The sequence below is a fragment of the Rhizobium sp. BK112 genome, from assembly GCF_014193215.1.
In the GTDB taxonomy this organism is placed as follows: Bacteria; Pseudomonadota; Alphaproteobacteria; order Rhizobiales; family Rhizobiaceae; genus Rhizobium; species Rhizobium anhuiense.
The window spans coordinates 346,178-364,509 of record NZ_JACHYZ010000002.1 but is presented as its reverse complement, the minus strand read 5'-3'; the positions used below and the strand labels follow the sequence as shown (position 1 = coordinate 364,509).

15 protein-coding genes are annotated in these 18,332 nt (G+C 62.7%); 9 read left to right on the top strand and 6 right to left on the bottom strand.

Translation table 11 applies throughout. The annotated features are described in order from the left end of the window. Positions 1-112: 112 nt before the first annotated feature. Positions 113-1,027 (bottom strand): LysR family transcriptional regulator, encoded by a 915-nt coding sequence (locus FHT75_RS06915; protein WP_097622945.1) that lies wholly within the window; start codon positions 1,025-1,027, stop codon positions 113-115. A 139-nt stretch (positions 1,028-1,166) separates the two neighbouring features. Here FHT75_RS06915 and FHT75_RS06910 point away from each other — a divergent pair, with 139 nt between their 5' ends. Genes FHT75_RS06910 through FHT75_RS06900 form a run of 3 tightly spaced genes read left to right on the top strand, consistent with a single transcriptional unit; the run spans position 1,167 to position 4,847 of the window. Continuing rightward, positions 1,167-2,465 carry an MFS transporter gene (locus FHT75_RS06910; RefSeq protein ID WP_047615556.1) on the top strand — a complete coding sequence of 433 codons (1,299 nt, stop codon included), beginning with the start codon at positions 1,167-1,169 and terminating at the stop codon, positions 2,463-2,465. Between the two features lie 28 nt (positions 2,466-2,493). Beyond that, positions 2,494-3,567, top strand: a complete 1,074-nt coding sequence (locus FHT75_RS06905; protein ID WP_047613913.1) for a tartrate dehydrogenase — start codon at positions 2,494-2,496, stop codon at positions 3,565-3,567. Positions 3,568-3,578: 11 nt separating this feature from the next. Then, positions 3,579-4,847, top strand: coding sequence for a glycerate kinase (locus FHT75_RS06900; RefSeq protein ID WP_063476454.1), 1,269 nt, complete (start codon positions 3,579-3,581; stop codon positions 4,845-4,847). Between the two features lie 66 nt (positions 4,848-4,913). On the opposite strand, the gene FHT75_RS06895 is transcribed toward FHT75_RS06900, so the two are convergent. From FHT75_RS06895 to FHT75_RS06885, 3 genes are all read right to left on the bottom strand, one after another. Beyond that, positions 4,914-6,260 carry an SLC13 family permease gene (locus FHT75_RS06895; protein WP_183844714.1) on the bottom strand — a complete coding sequence of 449 codons (1,347 nt, stop codon included), beginning with the start codon at positions 6,258-6,260 and terminating at the stop codon, positions 4,914-4,916. A 198-nt stretch (positions 6,261-6,458) separates the two neighbouring features. Then, a complete protein-coding gene (locus FHT75_RS06890; protein ID WP_183844715.1) occupies positions 6,459-7,973 on the bottom strand; it encodes a malonate--CoA ligase in 1,515 nt (504 codons plus the stop codon). Further along, complete coding sequence (locus tag FHT75_RS06885; RefSeq protein ID WP_132574129.1) at positions 7,970-9,358, bottom strand: malonyl-CoA decarboxylase; 1,389 nt, start codon at positions 9,356-9,358, stop codon at positions 7,970-7,972. Before FHT75_RS06885 ends, FHT75_RS06890 begins: the two co-directional genes overlap by 4 nt. 175 nt (positions 9,359-9,533) lie before the next feature. Here FHT75_RS06885 and FHT75_RS06880 point away from each other — a divergent pair, with 175 nt between their 5' ends. Further along, positions 9,534-10,184: a GntR family transcriptional regulator gene (locus FHT75_RS06880; RefSeq protein ID WP_047614433.1), complete on the top strand. Its 651-nt coding sequence runs from the start codon at positions 9,534-9,536 to the stop codon at positions 10,182-10,184. A 50-nt stretch (positions 10,185-10,234) separates the two neighbouring features. On the opposite strand, the gene FHT75_RS06875 is transcribed toward FHT75_RS06880, so the two are convergent. Beyond that, positions 10,235-10,636 carry an acyl-CoA thioesterase gene (locus FHT75_RS06875; protein ID WP_047615391.1) on the bottom strand — a complete coding sequence of 134 codons (402 nt, stop codon included), beginning with the start codon at positions 10,634-10,636 and terminating at the stop codon, positions 10,235-10,237. A gap of 243 nt (positions 10,637-10,879) precedes the next feature. Here FHT75_RS06875 and FHT75_RS06870 point away from each other — a divergent pair, with 243 nt between their 5' ends. From FHT75_RS06870 to FHT75_RS06855, 4 genes are all read left to right on the top strand, one after another. Then, positions 10,880-11,815, top strand: a complete 936-nt coding sequence (locus FHT75_RS06870; protein WP_063476450.1) for a histone deacetylase family protein — start codon at positions 10,880-10,882, stop codon at positions 11,813-11,815. Positions 11,816-11,817: 2 nt separating this feature from the next. Then, positions 11,818-12,069 (top strand): exodeoxyribonuclease VII small subunit, encoded by a 252-nt coding sequence (locus tag FHT75_RS06865; RefSeq protein ID WP_047613900.1) that lies wholly within the window; start codon positions 11,818-11,820, stop codon positions 12,067-12,069. An 86-nt stretch (positions 12,070-12,155) separates the two neighbouring features. Next, a complete protein-coding gene (locus tag FHT75_RS06860; protein WP_063476449.1) occupies positions 12,156-12,923 on the top strand; it encodes an SDR family NAD(P)-dependent oxidoreductase in 768 nt (255 codons plus the stop codon). Positions 12,924-13,099: 176 nt separating this feature from the next. Beyond that, positions 13,100-14,023, top strand: coding sequence for a pirin family protein (locus FHT75_RS06855; RefSeq protein WP_183844716.1), 924 nt, complete (start codon positions 13,100-13,102; stop codon positions 14,021-14,023). A gap of 39 nt (positions 14,024-14,062) precedes the next feature. Here the strand turns inward: FHT75_RS06855 and FHT75_RS06850 are convergent, their stop codons facing one another. Next, the gene (locus FHT75_RS06850) at positions 14,063-16,051 is read right to left on the bottom strand and encodes a phospholipase D-like domain-containing protein (protein WP_183844717.1); all 1,989 of its coding nucleotides are present in this window, start codon (positions 16,049-16,051) and stop codon (positions 14,063-14,065) included. A 317-nt stretch (positions 16,052-16,368) separates the two neighbouring features. Here FHT75_RS06850 and dxs point away from each other — a divergent pair, with 317 nt between their 5' ends. Then, a complete protein-coding gene (gene dxs / locus FHT75_RS06845; RefSeq protein ID WP_063476447.1) occupies positions 16,369-18,285 on the top strand; it encodes a 1-deoxy-D-xylulose-5-phosphate synthase in 1,917 nt (638 codons plus the stop codon). Positions 18,286-18,332 lie beyond the last annotated feature (47 nt).

Sequence of the window (18,332 nt, the reverse complement as noted above, 5' to 3'; positions counted from 1 at the left end):
AAAGTGCTGATCAGGGTGTTGTCCATGCGATTTTCTTATCATCGAGAGCCGTTTCGAACAAGCGTGCGCGGTGGTGCCCGCCGTCATTGTGACGCAGCGGCAATCTCGAGTGTCAGGCAAGCTCGGCATAATGGGCAAGCTTGTCTTGAAGCATGGTCAGAATGCGGTCTCGTCCGGGATCGCGGACGCCCTTCAACCACGCGACCGAGAGGGGAAGCTTGTTCATGGCAGCCCTCCCCTCCATGTCCAGAGCGATGTAACGGACGCCGCTGACGGCGAGCCGGGATGTCCATTGGGGTACGATCGCCAGCCCGATCTGCGCGGCCACGAGGTTGACGATCGTCTGCTTTTCTTCCGCAAGCTGGGCCACCCGTGCCTGCAGTCCCGCCTCGATGAACAGCTTCATCGTCAGGTCGTGGCTATGCGGGCGCGACCGACGCTCCGGGACGATCAACGGTTCGTCGGCGAGGTCTTCGATTCTCACGCTGGCTCTCGACGCCAGCCGATGGTTCTCGGACATGGCGACGACCGCGGTCTCATGGAAAAGAAACATCGTCTTCAGCTTGGGGTCGACGATATCGGGGGCGCGGATGAATGCCAAATCCAATGAGCCCGACAGGAGTTTGGGGATCAGCCTGATTGTCTTGTCTTCCAACAACTGCGTCGAGACCTCGGGGCACTGCTGCCGGAAATCGTGCAGCAACATCGGTACGAGCCCTGCTGCCGCGCTGTCGATCGCCCCGATCCGCAGAACATCCGCTCTTGCCTGGCGGGACGTGTGGAACCGTTGCTGAAGAGCTTCGGTCTTGGCCAGGATCTCCCGCGCGCCTTCCAGGAGGACGAGGCCGTCTTCCGTCAGCGATACGCTGCGCGTCGTTCGCGCCATCAGCCGCGTCCCAAGGGATTCCTCAAGCAGGCGTATGTGCCGCGACAGCGCCGCCGGCAGGAGGCCGAGCTTTTGAGCGGCCCGCCCGAAATGAAGCTCATCGGCCACCGACACGAAACATCGAAGCTGGTTCAGGTCCACGAACGTCTGCTCCGGAATTCGATTATATCAAATTTTTATATATTCTTGTGTCGCTTGAGGATCAAGCCGGCGGTGGTCATAGATGTTCACAAGCGCAGGAGGTGCGCTCTGTTATCATCCATTCCGGGAGGAGACCGTCGTGACTCACGACTTGGAAACGCGTGTCTTGCGCAAAATCACATTCCGCATCGTACCGTTCATCATGCTGCTGTATTTCATCGCGTTCCTCGACCGCGTGAATATCGGCTTTGCCGCCCTGACGATGAATCAGGACCTCGGCTTCTCGTCCACCGTCTTCGGCATCGGCGCGGGCATCTTCTTCGTCGGTTATTTCCTCTTCGAAGTTCCCTCGAACCTCATTCTCAACAAGGTCGGCGCCCGCATCTGGATCGCTCGGGTGATGATCAGCTGGGGGATCGTCTCCGGCCTCATGGCGTTCGTGCAGGGGACCACCAGCTTCTACATCCTGCGCTTTCTTCTCGGCGTCGCCGAAGCGGGCTTTTTCCCCGGCATCATCCTCTATCTCAGCTTCTGGTTCCCGGCCCGCCGCCGCGCCGCGGTGACCGCGATCTTCATGGCCGCAGCACCGCTCTCCACGGTCCTGGGGTCGCCGGTCTCCGGTGCGCTGATGGAAATGCACGGTCTTCTCGGCCTTGCCGGCTGGCAGTGGATGTTCCTGATCGAAGCAGCCCCAGCCATCATCCTGGGTGTCATCGTCCTCTTCTATCTCACCGATCGCCCGGAAAAGGCGAAATGGCTGACGGATGAAGAGCGCAGCTGGCTCGTCAAAACAATGAATGCCGAACAGGCGGGCAAAAGCCAGGCCAGCCACAGCATCCTGGCGGGACTGGCCGACATCCGCGTCTTTGCCCTCGCCCTGGTTTATTTCGGCACCTCCGCCGGGCTTTACACCTTGGGCATCTGGGCTCCGCAGATCATCAAACAGTTCGGACTGTCGGCGTTCGAGGTCGGCTTCATCAATGCCGTTCCCGGCATTTTCGCCGTGGTCGCCATGGTTCTTTGGGCGCGTCATTCCGACAGGACGGGCGAACGGACATGGCACGTGGTTGGAGCCTGCCTGCTGGCGGCCGCAGGACTGGCCTTCGCAACCGGTGCGACCAGCGTATACACGGTCCTGATCGCTCTCACCCTCGTCAACATCGGCATCAGCTGCTCGAAGCCGCCGCTCTGGAGCATGCCGACCCTGTTCCTGTCCGGCCCGGCTGCGGCGGCCGGCATCGCCACCATCAACTCCATCGGCAATCTCGGCGGCTTCGTCGGTCCGTCGATGATCGGATGGATCAAGGACACGACCGGGAGTTTCGCCGGTGGCCTCTATTTCGTCGCCGGGCTCCTGGTGATCTCGGCAATCCTCACACTCGTCCTGGCGCGGTCCGGCCCCAAGGCGGCTGATACCCGCGCCGCCAGTCAACACTGATCACCCCTGACACGATCGGAGAATACCCATGCGTGAATATGCAATCGCCACCATCCCCGCCGACGGTATCGGTCCTGAAGTCATCGCGGCCGGCACACGCGTCCTGGCTGCCATCGAGAAGCGCGAAGGCGGGATCAAGTTCAACGTCGAGAATTTCGACTGGGGATCCGACTACTACAAAAAGCACGGCGTCATGATGCCGGCCGATGGCCTGAAGCAGCTGAAGAAGTTCGACGCCATCTATTTCGGCGCCGTCGGCGCGCCGGATGTTCCCGACCACATCACGCTCTGGGGTTTGCGGCTGCCGATCTGCCAGGGCTTCGACCAATATGCGAATGTTCGCCCGACGAAGATTTTGCCCGGGATCACGCCGCCGCTGCGCAATTGCGGCCCGGGCGATCTGGACTGGGTTATCGTCCGCGAAAACTCCGAAGGCGAATATTCCGGCCATGGCGGCCGTGCCCACAGGGGGCTGCCGGAAGAGGTCGGCACTGAGGTCGCCATCTTCACCCGTGTCGGCGTCACCCGCATCATGCGCTATGCCTTCAAGCTCGCCCAGTCCCGGCCGCGCAAGTTCCTGACCGTGGTCACCAAGTCCAATGCCCAGCGGCACGGCATGGTGATGTGGGATGAAATCGCGGCCGAAGTGGCCACGGAATTCCCCGATGTCACCTGGGACAAGATGCTCGTCGACGCCATGACCGTGCGGATGACCCTCAATCCCAGGAGCCTCGACACCATCGTCGCCACCAATCTCCATGCCGATATCCTCTCGGACCTCGCCGGCGCGCTCGCGGGCAGCCTCGGCGTCGCGCCGACCGCCAACATCGATCCGGAACGCCGCTTCCCGTCGATGTTCGAGCCGATCCATGGTTCTGCTTTCGACATCACCGGCAAGGGCATCGCAAACCCGGTGGCGACCTTCTGGACAGCAGCGCAGATGCTCGACCATCTCGGTGAAACAGATGCATCCGCACGCCTGATGCGGGCCGTCGAACGGGTGACGGGGGCAGGCATATTGACGCCTGATGTCGGGGGGACGGCCAACACCAAGGAAGTCACCGACGCGGTCGTCGATGCGATCCACGCATCGAACGTCTGAACGATCCACCGATGGTCTGGACCGATCGGAAAGCACGGGCAGTGCTGCATCAGATCTTTGGCGCGGCAGTCGAAAGCGCCAATCCGCAGCGGGCGATTCTTAAGAACCTCCCGGACAAGCCAAAGGGCCGATGCATCGTCGTCGGCGCCGGAAAAGCGTCGGCGGCCATGGCCGCCGCTCTCGACAGCGCCTGGCCCGATGTCGATGTCTCCGGCGTCGTCGTCACACGCTATGGTCACGCGGTGCCTGCCGGTCGTATCCGCATCATCGAGGCATCGCACCCCGTTCCGGATGCGATGAGCCAAACGGCGGCTGCCGACCTTTTGCAGGCCGTTCGCGGATTGACACCGGACGATCTGGTGATTGCTCTCATCTCGGGCGGCGGGTCGGCGCTTCTGGTCGCTCCGGCGGGCGGCATGACTTTGGCGGACAAGCAGAGCGTCAATCGTGCGCTTCTTGCGAGCGGCGCGACGATCTCCGAGATGAACGCCGTTCGCAAACACCTCTCGCGGATCAAGGGAGGCCGTCTCGGCCTGGCCGCCCGGCCCGCGAAAGTCGTTACCCTTGTTATCTCCGATGTGCCGGGCGATGATCCCGCATCCATCGCATCCGGCCCGACGATCGCCGATCAAAGCACGATCGACGAGGTTCGCGGCATCCTATCCCGCTACAGGATCGTCCTGCCCGATACGGCACGCGCCGTCCTCGACAGCGGTGACGAGACACCGAAGCCCGCCGATCTCGAGAGCGATGTCCGCATCATCGCCGCCCCTTCGCTCGCCCTGGAGAGCGCAGCGAAAGCGGCCGCCAGCGCAGGCCTGCAACCACTTGTCCTCGGCGATGCCATCGAGGGAGAGGCGCGCGAGCTCGGCACTGTCATGGCGGGCATCGCCCTATCGGCAAAGATCAAGGGGCTTCCCGTTCGCGGACCTGCCGTTCTTTTGTCGGGCGGCGAAGGGACGGTGTCGATCGGCCGCGAAGCCGCGGGCCGCGGTGGCCGCAACACCGAATTCCTCCTCGGACTTGCGGTGGCCCTCAAGGGACATGCCGGAATATGGGCGATTGCCGGCGATACCGACGGCATCGACGGCACCGAAGATGCGGCGGGTGCAGTGGTCACTCCCGACACGTTGGAGCGCGGCCTCAAGAAGGGACTCGATGCCCGGGCCCATCTCGCTTCGCACGACAGCTATTCCTTCTTCGACGAGATCGGCGATCTCGTCAAAACCGGGCCGACCCTGACCAATGTCAACGATATCCGCGCCATACTCATCGTCTGACACGGTGATCAAGCCTGAGGAGTGGGCGACCGTCAGGCCGGCAAGCGCGTCTGCCGACATGCGCCGTCACACCAGCCCGGGCACGACGAACACCAGCCAGGCGACGATCGGGCCGATGATGGCGATCAGCGCGCTGTAGATCAGCAACTGCCGCAGCACCTGCTCGCGCCGGTCGTCCGGCGCATTGGCGACGACAAGGGCGCCGTTGGTGGAGAATGGGCTGGTATCGACGATCGTCGTCGAGATGGCGATCGCCGCGACCACGCCGATGGCGCTGACATGCCCTTGCAGGAGGAAGGGAACGGCGAGCGGGATGATCGCGCCGAGCAGCGCGGTCGAGGAGGCGAAGGCCGAGACGATAGCACCGGTAAAGCAAAGCAGCAGCGCCACCAGCAGCGGCATGCCGAGGCTGGATATGCCGTTCGCCACGTAATCGACCGTTCCGGCCTTCTCCATTACGCCGACATAGGTGATGATGCCGGCAATCAGCAGCACGGTCGACCAGCTGACCTTGTCGATCGCCGCCTTCTGGGTCTTCGGCGACAACAGCGCCAGGGCGACCGCCACGGTCATGGCGACGAGGCCGACGTTGAACTTGAAGACCAGGGCGCCGATGCCGAGCGCCGTCAGGCCGATCAAGGTGGTAATTCTCTCATTGTTGAGGAGCAGCGTCGTCGCGGTATCGGCCGCCGTCCCATAGGCATGTTCCCTGATCGGTTTTGCCGGCGTGCCGCCGTGACCTCTGATCGACGCCGACACGCCCTCGGGATGGAGTTCGGGCAAGGGGCCAAGCGATGCGGCGTCCTGCTTCATCACCTTTGCGCCGCCGAAAATGAAGAAGACCAGCACCGCGATCGCCAGGTTGAAGAAGAAGCTGGAGAGAAACAACGAGGTCGGCGCGAAAGGCAGGCCGGCCTTGGCGACAATCTGATTGGTGATGCCGCCATAGATGCTGATCGGCGAAAAGCCGCCCGCCTGCGCGCCATGGATCACCATCAGGCCCATCATGACCGGGTGAATGCGGTACTGCACGGCAAAGCTCAAGGCGACGGGTGCGAGAATGGCGACCGCAGCCGGCCCAAGAGCCCCGAAACCGGTAATGACGGCGGCAACCAGGAACATCACCCAGGGAATCAAGCCGATCCGCCCGCGCACCAGGCGAACGGCGCATTCGACGAGCCAGTCGATCGTGCCGTTGATCTGCGCTATGGCGAAGAGGTAGGTGACGGCGACGAGCGTCAGGAACAGATCGCTCGGAAAACCGGCAAATATATCGTTGGTTTTCATGCCGAGGATCATCGAGCCGAGCACGAAGGCGCCGGCAAAGGCGAGCGCACCCATGTTGATCGGCTGGATCGTCGCAATGATGAACATGGCGACCAGCAGGCCTATGGCCAGTAATTCAATACCCATGATTCCCCTCCCTCCGACGCCTCCAGCGCCGTAGCTGTTGTGTTCAAGATCGATGCGGGATGCCGGCGCACCCTCCTCCCAGAGGGCGCGGCCGCCTTAGAGCGGTTCAGCTTTTCATGGAAACGCAGAACCGCTCTAAGTCTTTGTTTTTACGCAATTCCCGGCGGAAAACCGCTTCACACTTTTCCTGGAATTGCTCTAGGTCCTTGTATAAAGATCGGCGTATTGCTGCCGCAGGATGTTCTTCTGAACCTTGCCCATCGTGTTGCGCGGCAGGTCCTCGGCGAAGATGATGCGCTTGGGTTGTTTGTAGCGGGCGAGACGGTCCTGAAGGGCGCTGACGATGGTCGTTTCATCGAGCACGGCGCCGGGCTTGCACACGACGACGGCAGTGACACCTTCTCCGAAATCGGGATGCGGCACGCCGATGACAGCGCTCTCGACCACACCCTCGATCTGGTCGATCTCACCCTCGACCTCCTTCGGGTAGATGTTGTATCCGCCCGAAATCACCAGGTCCTTGCCGCGGCCGACGATGTGGATATAGCCGTCCCGGTCGATCTTGCCGAGATCGCCGCTGATGAAGAAACCGTCGGCGGTGAATTCGGCCGCGGTCTTTTCCGGCATACGCCAATAGCCCTTGAAGACATTCGGCCCCTTGATCTCGATCATGCCGGTTTCATCAGGCGGCAGCTCGAGCCCGGTGGCGGGATCGGTGACGCGCACCGTCACGTCAGGCAGCGGGAAGCCGACCGTTCCGGCAATGCGTTTCCCCTCATAGGGGTTCGACGTGTTCATGTTGGTTTCGGTCATGCCGTAGCGCTCGAGAATGGCGTGACCGGTGCGGGCCTGGAACTCGGTATGGGTTTCGGCAAGCAGTGGCGCCGAACCGGAGATGAACAGGCGGATGTTGGCGACCGCCTGCTTGTCGAGGCGCGGGCTCTGCAGGAGGCGCACGTAAAAGGTCGGCACGCCCATCAGCATCGTTGCCTCCGGCATCAGCGAAACGACCTCGTCGGCGTCGAATTTCGACAGCAGGAACATCGAGGCGCCGGCGAGCAGCGTGACGTTCGTGGCGACGAACAGCCCATGGGTGTGGAAGATCGGCAAGGCGTGGATCAGCCGGTCGTCTGATGTGACGCGCCAATAGTCCCGCAAGGTCAGGGCGTTCGAGAGCAGGTTCCCATGGGTGAGCATCGCCCCCTTGGAACGGCCCGTCGTTCCCGAAGTGTAGAGGATCGCCGCCAGATCGTCAGCAGTGCGTGAGGCATCGACAAAGTCGGCCGGCTCATCGCGGGCGAGATCCAGCAACGAGCCGCGGCCATCGGCATCGAGCGTTTCGACGATCGCGCCGTGGGACTTGGCGATCGCCGCCACGCCTTCCCGGGCAGCCGGCGCCACGACCACCAGACGCGGCTCCGCATCGCCAATGAAGTAATCGAGCTCGGCCAGCGTATAGGCGGTGTTGAGCGGCAGGTAGACCGCGCCGGTTCGAAGGCAGGCGAGATAGAGGATCAATGCCTCGGCGCTTTTTTCGACTTGCACCGCCACCCGGTCGCCCGGGCGAATGCCGAGCGTATCCATCGCGCCGGCAAGCCGGCCGGAAAGAGCGAAGGCGTCATCATAGGTCCATGTGCGGGTGTCATCGATCCGGATGAACGGTGCGTCACCGGGCGCAGCCGCCCGCATGGCGTCGAAAAGATGGTTGCTCACTTTCGCCCTCCTCCAAGCGTGGTGTTCATTATCTGTGCGAATGGCCGGGAGCCTTGCTGGCCATTGCCGCTGCGGCGGCTTTCGTCGGTCTGGCTGAGCAGGCTTTTGACGGCAGGCGAGGCAATCACTTCGCCGCGCTGCGCTAAGGCCTCGTGGTTGGCCACGATGTCGTCGAGCTTGTAGAGATAGTTGACCATCAGGCCGTGGGCCTGCTGCATCGCCTTGGCCGAGCGGTCTCCGAGAAAATTCAGTCTTTCCAGTCGAGCGCCGTTGCCGAGATGGAAGCGGGCGACGGGATCGACGGGGCGGCCCTCCGGCGTCCGTTCGGTCAGGAAATAGCGCGCCGCAAGCGGCAGCAGCACGCGCTCCACTTCGGCCGCCGTCTTCTCGTTGTCCGGCCATTTCGGGTCGTCGAGCGCCGTCAGCGTTTCCGGGCGCGCCTTGGCGAGCCAACGGGCAAAACCCGGCACCGGCGACAGTGTTACGAAATTCTTCAGGCCGGGCAGATCTCTGCGCAGGTCTTCCACGACCTGCTTGATCAGGAAGTTGCCGAACGAGATGCCGCGCAGGCCGTCCTGGCAGTTGGAGATCGAATAGAAGACGGCCGTCGTCGCCTCGTCGGCATTGATCTGTTCCCTGCCCTCGACGAGCACATCGCCGATCGCGCTCGGCACCGATCGTGTCAGCGCCACCTCGACGAACACCAGCGGCTCGTCGGCCAGCCGGGGGTGGAAGAAGGCAAAGCATCGACGGTCGGCCGGCGCCAGACGGCGGCGCAGTTCCTCCCAGCCGGCGATCTCGTGCACGGCCTCGTATTTGATGATCTTTTCAAGGATGTAAGCCGGCGTCGTCCAGTCGATCGGACGCAGCGTCAGGAAACCGCGATTGAACCAGGAGCCGAACAGATGGGTGAAGTCGGCGTCAAGCGCGTGATAACCTTCGGATTGGTCTTTGGAAGCAAGCAGCTGCTGGCGCATCCGGACGAGCTTGGCCGTGCCGTTCGGGGCATGGTTCAATCGGCGCAGAAGCTCCTGTCGACGCGGCTCGGCTGCCTGGTGGAGGGCAATGATTGCGGCAGAGCTTTTGTCGGTGCGGTAGTTTTCAATCGCCTGGTCGAGCCTCACCGTGTCGGGCCCGAACTTTTCATGCAGCATATCGAGAAATGCTTGCGCGCCCTCACTGTCGAGCGCCTCCCAGCGATCGAGAATCTCGGCGGCTAGCGCCATGCCCGAGGCTTCGCCCCGGCTCGACAGCAGCATTTCACAGAGCGTCTGGAGATCGGCCTTGGCTGCGGCCTGCGTGGCGCGCGCGCCGGAAAACAGAAGCTGGCGTCCGCGATCGGTGATGCTCTGCAGCATGTCGGTGAAGAAGGAAGCCTCAGACATGCCATTCTCCTCTCTTCCGCTGGTTTCTTCTGCCGGCCGCGGGTGCACGGATCGTTTTGACGGCTGCTTCCCATCGTCGGGTTTCACCGGTAGTATGTAGAATGCCACTCTTCGTACACGAGGTCAACAATCGTGTATACAAGAATCGTGTTTATGTATGATGGAAGTGAGACGAATGTCCGAAAATGTCGGCCGATGGCTTCGGGATGAAATTGAAAACTCCATTCTTTCCAACGAGTTCTCCCCCGGTGAGCGGCTCGACGAAATGGTGCTTGCCACGCGTTTCGGGGTTTCCCGCACGCCGGTGCGGGAAGCGCTGATGCAGCTCGATGCGATCGGCCTCATCGAAATCCGACCGCGCAGAGGCGCCATCGTCATCGATCCGGGGCCACACCGCGTCTATGAAATGTTCGAGGTGATGGCCGAGCTGGAGGGCCTGGCCGGGTCGCTCGCCGCCCGACGGCTGGACAAGGCCTCCCGGGAAGCGATCACCGCCACCCACAGCCGCTGCGAACAATCGGCCGCCGCCGGCGACAGCGATGCCTATTATTACGACAATGAGGAATTTCATAAGGCCATCTACGCAGCCGGCCGCAGCGAATTCCTCGAGGAGCAATGCCTGCAATTGCACCGCCGCCTGCGGCCCTATCGCCGCCTCCAGCTGCGCGTGCGCAACCGCCTGTCGACCTCCTTCTCCGAACATTGCGCCATCGTCGAGGCGATCTTTGCCGGAGACGGCGACGAAGCCCGCCGCCTGCTGCGGACGCATGTCGGCATTCAGGGAGAGAGGTTCAGCGATCTGGTCGCAAGCATGGCGGCCAGGTGATTGGACTCCAGCTTGAAAACGGAAGCGTATCCCGCCGTCCGCACGGCACCCTAATCCAAAAACCGATAAAGCCAGTCGCGCGTTTCCTCCGGCAGCGAGGCCGGCGACTGGTCCTCGCGGGTGCGGGCCTGCCAGATAATCTCGACCTCGGCGGCACGCTCCTCCCCGGTGTCGATCGAAACGAGGAAGCCGATGGAATGCATGCCGATCTTGTCGACGGTGGTGGTGAAGGTGACCGGCTCGTCGTAGTGCAGTGGGCGGTGGAGCATGCAGGAAACCTTGCTGGGGCTATAGACCGGTTCGTCATCGACATCGGGCCGCGACGACCAGAAGCTTGCAAGTACGGATTCGGCATAGGAAATATAGGAGGCCAGAAACATTCGGCCGTTCATATCGACATCGCGAAACGGCACGCGTATGTCCGTCACATCAGGACGTTTCGACTGACTCATCAACGCAACTGCCTTACAAAATTCCCCGTTGACGACAGTACTGCATAATTCCTTAAACTGAAACCGGTTTAGGGATGAAATTATACAACAGTTCAAAGTGTTACAGCGCCTCCGAGGTAACCGCCGCAATGCCGCAATGATACAGCGGACGGTCGGACGGCGCGGCAACGGTGCTTGTTGAAATCGTCGGGCGATGCCCCATCTGCTGTGGCACATGACATAAGCGACCGATAGAGTGTCTCCATGAGCACCCGTCTATATGAACACCCGATCTTCCTGGAACACGTGACCCCCGCCGGCCATCCGGAGCGATCGGACAGGATCCGCGCCATCAATGTCGCGCTGGAACATCCGAATTTCGAGCGGCTGGAGCGCCGGCAGGCGCCGCAGGCGAGCCATGATGCGGTGCTGCTGGCCCATCCCGAAGAACATCTGATCGCCGTGATGCGGGAGATCCCCGAGGAAGAGGATGAGATCAACCAGATCGAAGCCGATACTTATGCCAGCCCAAAGAGCCTGCAGGCGGCGCTGACCGGCATCGGCGGGGCGATGGCCGCAGTCGACGACGTCTTTACCGGCCGGGCCGACAATGTCTTCGTCGCCGCCCGCCCGCCGGGGCACCATGCCGAGAAGATGACGGCGATGGGCTTCTGCTTCTTCAACAATGCGGCGATCGCCGCCCGGCATGCGCAGAAGATGCATGGCGCCGAGCGCGTCGCGATCGTCGACTGGGACGTGCATCATGGCAACGGCACGCAGGATATCTTCTGGGACGATGCCTCGGTGCTGTTCTGCTCGACACATCAGATGCCGCTCTATCCCGGCACCGGCGCCAAGGATGAGAAGGGCAAGCACAACACCATCGTCAATGCGCCGCTTTCGCCGAATGTCGGCAGCGATCATTTCCGCGAGGCGTTCAAATCGCGCGTGCTGCCGGCTCTTGACGATTTCCGGCCGGATCTGATCATCATCTCCGCCGGCTTCGACGCGCATCACCGCGATCCCCTGGCGCAGATCAACCTGACCGGCGAGGATTTCGACTGGGCGACCGGGCGCGTGCTCGAACTGGCCGACCGGCACGCCAAGAACCGGGTCGTCAGCCTGCTCGAAGGCGGTTATGATCTCGAGGGACTCGCCGAATCGGCGGGCATGCATATTCTGAGAATGATGAAGGGTTGAGAATGACTGACAGCGCCAAGCCCGAGGTATCGGGCCTTTCCTTCGAAAAGGCGGTTGCCGAACTCGAAAGCATCGTCGCCCGGCTGGAACGCGGCGATGTGGCGCTGGACGAATCCATCGAGATCTATGAGCGCGGCGAAGCGCTGAAGAAACATTGCGAGACCCTGCTTTCGGCAGCGGAAAACCGCATCGAGAAGATCCGGCTCGACCGCGCCGGCAAGCCGCAGGCCGTCGAGCCGCTCGACGGCGCCTGAGGCGTACCGGAACTCTCTTTAAGGCGCTTGGCGATCGGCTTCAGACCGATCTATGATCCCCTTGCAAACAATGAGGGGACGGAAAAATGTCGGACAGATTGAAGGGCAAGGTCGCCATTATCTCGGGCGGCGCGACCGGCATGGGCGGTGCCGCCTCGAAGCTTTTTGCAGCGGAAGGCGCGCGCGTTGCGATCATCGACCGCAATGGCGATGCCGCCGCCGAGACCGTCAAGGCGATCCGTGATGCCGGCGGCGAGGCCGAATGCTGGACGGCTGACGTTTCCGACGAAGCCGCCGTCAATGCCGCCGTCGCCGCTGTCGAGGCGCGTTATGGCGCCGTCACCGTGCTCTTCAACCATGCCGGCACGATCGTCATCAAACCTTTCCTGGAAACGACCGTCGAGGAATGGGACTGGCTGCACGCCGTCAATGTGCGCTCGATGTTCCTGATGACCAAGGCGGTGCTGCCGAAGATGATTGAAAGCGGCGGCGGATCGATCGTCTGCACCTCGTCGATCTCGGCGGTCGCCGCCACGCCGATGGAAGTGCTCTACGACACGACCAAAGGGGCGGTGCATATGTTTGCCCGCGCCATCGCCGTGGAATTCCGCGATCGCAACATCCGCTGCAACGCCGTCTGCCCCGGCTTCATCCGCACGCCGCACGGCCTGCGCGAGGTGGCCGACCTGCAGGCGCTCGGCGTCGATGTTTCCGACGCCGCCATTGCCGCCCAGCAGGGACGGATCGGCGAGCCGGAGGATGTGGCGCGCGCCGCCCTTTATCTCGCCAGCGACGAGTCGAGCTTCGTCAACGGCGCCCATCTCTTCGTCGATAACGGCTTCACGGCGATCTGAGCCATGCAGCGTCCGATTGGACGCGCGGCGCACTTTCACGTCTGGAGCGTCCTTAGCGCGTCGGATTGGACGCGCGGCGCGCTTTCAGGTGCTGGAGCGTCCTTAGCGCGTCCGATTGGACGTGCGGCGCTCCAGGCACTATCTGTGCCTGAAGCCTTTGCGATCGGAGATCCCTGATGTCCTTCTTTCCCGGTAAAGATCCCCTGCCCGGCGATGCCTTCGCCTGCGACGCAATCGAGAACCTGATCATCCCGCGCACCAGCGATATCGGCGGGTTTCAGGTGCGCCGCGCGCTGCCAACGAGACAGCGGCGGCTCGTCGGGCCGTTCATCTTCTTCGACCGCATGGGTCCGGCGATCCTGAAGCCGGATGAGGCGCTCGACGTCAAGCCGCATCCGCATATCGGCCTGTCGACGGTCACCTATCTCTTCGACGGCGAGATCCGCCATCGCGACAGCCTCGGCACCGAAAAGGTCATCCGCCCCGGCGATATCAACCTGATGACGGCGGGCCGCGGCATCGTGCATTCCGAGCGCACGCCCGACAATCTGCGCGGCCATCCGCTGCTGATGTCGGGCTTGCAGACCTGGCTGGCGCTGCCCGACAACAAGGAGGAGATCGATCCCTCCTTCGCCCATACGGAAAAGACCGAGATGCCGCTGATCGAGACAACAGGCGTGCGCGGGCGTGTGGTCATCGGCTCGTTCGAAGGCATGACGTCGCCGGTCGGCGTTTTCTCCGACACGCTCTATGTCGATCTCGACCTGCAGCCCGGCGCCAAATTTCCCTTCGGCGCGGCCCATGAAGAGCGCGCCGTCTACGTGCTCTCGGGCGAGGTCGTCATATCGGGCGACCGTTTTGCCGCCGACCAGCTGCTGGTCTTCCGGCCGGGCGATGCAATCACGCTGGAAGCCGGCCGCGATGGCTGTCATCTGATGCTCTTCGGCGGTGCCAGCCTGAATTCGAAACGGTATATCTGGTGGAATTTCGTGTCGTCCTCGAAGGAGCGGATCGAAAAGGCCAAGGAGGAATGGCGCTCCGGCCGCTTCGACATCGTGCCCGGCGACGAAGAGGAATTCGTGCCTTTGCCGGAGGGCTGACGGCAGCAGCGGAGCGCGGCTGTCGACCTCTCCGGACCTTCAACCCTTGGCGAAATATCGCGTCAGCGCGCCCTTCGTGCGGTTGACGTAGCCGTCCTGCCAACTGTCGTCGACATTGAGAAAGCCCGACCAGCCCTTCTTGCCCTGGCGCTTCAACTCGGCCTCGACGGCGCGGAACCGATAGTGGTCATAGACATCGAGAATATGCACCGCATAGGCCTCGGCAAGCGCGCGGTCGCCTTTGACGATCAGCATGTTTTCGTCATTGCCGTAAGAGGCCTTGAAGCCGAGATTGTGGCTGCCGAGCACGACGACGCAATCCTCCGACAGGGGATCGATCACCAGCACCTTGTCGTGGATGATGGCGCCCACCTTCTTGGCCGTCAGTTCCTCCGCGCCGAAATCCGCCAACAGCTGGCGGTCGTCGATGCGCGAGGCCCGGACGATCGAGACATTGGCCTCCTCGAATGTGTGGGGCGAGACGGCGTCGACATCGTCGTCCTCATCGTCGGGATCGTTCTTCTTGCCGGCGACGTAGTTGGGCATGGCCTGGGCGCTGGAAACCGCGCCGGTGACGATCAGCTTCTGGTCCTTGAGGCCGATATCGATCGCCTCGCCGACAATGCAATCCCTGCCCGACTGACCGGGATAGAAGGCCAGAAACAGCACCGCATGTTCGGCACGGCGCATCAGCCGGTAGACTTCGCGAAGATCGGGCGGCGTTGCCTTGCCCTTTCTGCGGCTCTGCATGTTCGGTGAGAACCACGCCTCGACCGAAGCCCCCAAGGCCTCATCGCCGATCGGGACAAGAGAGGGCGTCTCGTTGAAGCGTCGGAACTTCTTGCTCTGCTGGTTGTCGGGCATGCCGTCATTAAATTCGATGGGCGCTTCCAGCGTCGCATTGTCTTCCAGCATCCGCTCCCAATAGGTGACATAGGCGGCGGCAACCGCATCGTTGCGAACGATCAACGCGTTGTTGGACTGGCCGGCAAGCCCGGTCGCCGTCCAGTTGGTGCTGCCGGTGAAGACGCTGCGCGCAGCGCCATCGGAGGGGATATGCACGACGAATTTGTTGTGGCCGATCTGGCTCGAATTGTTGAACATCCGGTGGTGAATTTCGACGCCGGCATCGACCAGCGCCTGGCGTGCATGCGCATTGCGCACATCCCAGGCGTCGCCGACCTTTCCGGTGTTGGCGAGGATGATGCGCAACTTATCCTTGTTGGCAAGCAGCAGCTCCAGCAGTTCCTCGTCCTCCAGCTCATAGAGAGCGACAAGGAAGCGGCCGGGCGCATTGATGAAGCCCTTGAGCATCGGAATGACATCGCCGGCAAGATATTTACGGATGCCGTTCGACGGGTTGGAAATCATCTCGATCAGCTCGTTCGGCTGCTTCACGCCGTCCTCCAGCAGGACGTTTCTCAGCCACTGCGCGGCGAGAATGCCGTTGGTGAAGGTGGACTCGAAGGCGCCACGCTTGCGCGTCACATGGACGGGATTGCTGGCGACAGCCGGCCCGAGATAACCGAGCGGCCGCGGCGGCCCCTCATAGGCCTTGACCGCGATCTTCTCATAGGTGCCGTCGGCCTTCTTGACCGGCCTGCCGTTTCCGTCCCGCTTGTTGATTTCGACGAGCTGCGGCGTCGGATCGGGTGCTGCCTGCATGCCCGGCTTCAGGTCGCCGAGCGGACGGATTTCGTAACGCAGGTGGACCTCGTCCGGCCGCCGTCTCATTTCGTTGCGCCGCTTGCGCAGCGTGAGATCGCGCCAGGACAGCTTCTGCACCGGCCAGAGCGACGTCGTTTGCGGCAGCCAGTGTCGATTGCGCTGACCCTTGAAGGCGACCCACGCGGCACAGGTTACGCGGTCATCCGCACCATCGGGTCTTTTCGCGACGTTCCCCTGCTCGTCGAGATAGACGCGGACGACTTCAAATCCGAGACATCCATCGATCTTGGCGTCTATGTCCCAGGCCACATAGGCGACCTCGTTATTCACATAGGCGTGCGCTGCAACAATCGTTCCCATGCCCCGTCCCCCCAGCCAGTGCGGCGACTTTGCTACCATTCCGTGTCATATTCAAGCGCCTCTCCTTCGGTTGCCACCGCGACAGCAGGGAGAAGAGGCACACGCCCCGGCGAAGATCGGGCCTCCCCACCTCATGGCGATTTCGCCGACCCGGCTTCGATTAACCACAGAAATAGAGCGTGATATCGTGCAAAACCGCTCACACTTTTCAGCGTCATGCTCTAGGGTGAAAACCTTCGGTTCCTGAAATGCACTTGTTTTGCCGCAATCTAATCGAATAAAGCGGAACAAGGAAAAGCAAGAAAGAGCGCCCGCCCGTGACACAACTGCCGAAGACCCCCCTGCTCGACCAGGTCATCTATCCCGCCGACCTGCGCAAGCTCGAGGATCGCGACCTGCCGCAGCTCGCCCGCGAAGTCCGGGACGAGATGATCGATGCGGTGTCGCGTACCGGCGGTCATCTCGGCGCCGGTCTTGGCGTCGTCGAACTGACGATCGCCATCCACAGCGTCTTCGACACGCCTGATGATCGGCTGATCTTCGATGTCGGCCATCAATGTTATCCGCACAAGATCCTCACCGGCCGGCGCGACCGCATCCGCACGCTGCGCCAGGAAGACGGGCTGTCCGGCTTCACCCGCCGGGCCGAGAGCGAATATGATCCCTTCGGGGCGGCGCATTCCTCGACCTCGATCTCGGCCGGCCTCGGCATGGCGATTGCCGCCGATCTCGACAAGACCGATCGCCGGGTCATCGCCGTCATCGGCGACGGGGCGATGTCGGCCGGCATGGCCTATGAGGCGCTGAACAATGCCGGCGCGCTCGATGCCCGGCTGATCGTCATCCTCAACGACAACGACATGTCGATCGCGCCGCCGACCGGCGCGATGAGCGCCTATCTCGCCCGCCTCGCCTCGGGCCGCACCTATATGGGCTTCCGCGATCTCGGCAAGAAGCTGACGGCCTATCTCGGCAAGAACATCGACCGGGCGATCACCCGCGCCGTCGAGCATGCGCGCGGCTATGTCACCGGCGGCACGATGTTCGAAGAGATGGGCTTCTACCATATCGGACCGATCGACGGGCATTCCTTCGACCACCTGCTGCCCGTGTTGCGCAATGTGCGCGACAATGGCCGCGGACCGGTGCTGATCCACGTCGTCACCCAGAAGGGCAAGGGCTATCCGCCGGCGGAAGCAGCTGCCGACAAATATCACGGCGTCAACAAGTTCGACGTCATCACCGGCGCCCAGGCCAGGGTCAAGCCGAATGCGCCGAGCTATACCAGCGTCTTTGCCGAAGCGCTGGTGCAGGAGGCTGCGCTCGACGACAAGATCGTCGGCATCACCGCCGCCATGCCGAATGGTACCGGCCTCGACAAGCTCGCCGAGCTCTTTCCGTCTCGCTGCTTCGATGTCGGCATCGCCGAACAGCATGCCGTTACCTTCGCCGCCGGCCTTGCGGCGGAAGGCTACAAGCCCTTCGCCGCCCTCTATTCCACCTTCCTGCAGCGCGCCTACGACCAGGTCGTGCACGACGTGGCGATCCAGGGACTGCCGGTGCGCTTCCCGATCGACCGCGCCGGCTTCGTCGGCGCCGACGGGCCGACGCATGCCGGCTCCTTCGACACCGCCTTCCTCACCACCCTGCCCGGCTTCGTGGTGATGGCGGCCGCCGATGAGGCCGAACTCAAGCACATGGTGCGCACGGCTGTCGCCTATGATGGCGGGCCGATCTCGTTCCGCTATCCGCGCGGCGAAGGCGTCGGCGTCGACATGCCGGCGCGCGGCGAAATCCTGCAGATCGGCAAGGGCCGCATCGTCAAGGAAGGCACCAAGGTAGCGCTGCTCTCCTTCGGCACAAGGCTGGCCGATTGTCTACTCGCCGCCGAGGATCTCGATGCCGCGGGGCTGTCGACGACGGTCGCCGATGCGCGCTTCGCCAAGCCGCTCGATCACGAGCTGATCCGCCAGCTTGCCCGCCACCACGAGATCGTCATCACCGTCGAAGAAGGCTCGATCGGCGGCTTCGGCAGCCATGTGATGCACTTCCTCGCCAACGAAGGCCTGCTCGACAACGGCCTGAAACTGCGCTCGCTCGTCATGCCCGACATCTGGATGGAGCAGGCCAAGCCCGAAGCGATGAACGCCCATGCCGGCCTCGACCGCGCCGGCATCGTCTCGACGGTGTTCAAGGCGCTGGGGCGCGGTGTTGCTGTCGGGGTTGCTGGGTAGCCGAGGCTACGTGAGGGCGTGCCGTGTGCCCCCCTCATCCGCCCTAC

Coding starts and splice junctions, on each gene's coding strand:
- FHT75_RS06905 (WP_047613913.1), top strand. CDS start 2,494: ATGCGTGAATATGCAATCGCCACCATCCCCGCCGACGGTATCGGTCCT.
- FHT75_RS06900 (WP_063476454.1), top strand. CDS start 3,579: ATGGTCTGGACCGATCGGAAAGCACGGGCAGTGCTGCATCAGATCTTT.
- FHT75_RS06895 (WP_183844714.1), bottom strand. CDS start 6,260: ATGGGTATTGAATTACTGGCCATAGGCCTGCTGGTCGCCATGTTCATC.
- FHT75_RS06885 (WP_132574129.1), bottom strand. CDS start 9,358: ATGTCTGAGGCTTCCTTCTTCACCGACATGCTGCAGAGCATCACCGAT.
- FHT75_RS06880 (WP_047614433.1), top strand. CDS start 9,534: ATGTCCGAAAATGTCGGCCGATGGCTTCGGGATGAAATTGAAAACTCC.
- FHT75_RS06875 (WP_047615391.1), bottom strand. CDS start 10,636: ATGAGTCAGTCGAAACGTCCTGATGTGACGGACATACGCGTGCCGTTT.
- FHT75_RS06870 (WP_063476450.1), top strand. CDS start 10,880: ATGAGCACCCGTCTATATGAACACCCGATCTTCCTGGAACACGTGACC.
- FHT75_RS06865 (WP_047613900.1), top strand. CDS start 11,818: ATGACTGACAGCGCCAAGCCCGAGGTATCGGGCCTTTCCTTCGAAAAG.
- FHT75_RS06860 (WP_063476449.1), top strand. CDS start 12,156: ATGTCGGACAGATTGAAGGGCAAGGTCGCCATTATCTCGGGCGGCGCG.
- FHT75_RS06855 (WP_183844716.1), top strand. CDS start 13,100: ATGTCCTTCTTTCCCGGTAAAGATCCCCTGCCCGGCGATGCCTTCGCC.
- FHT75_RS06850 (WP_183844717.1), bottom strand. CDS start 16,051: ATGGGAACGATTGTTGCAGCGCACGCCTATGTGAATAACGAGGTCGCC.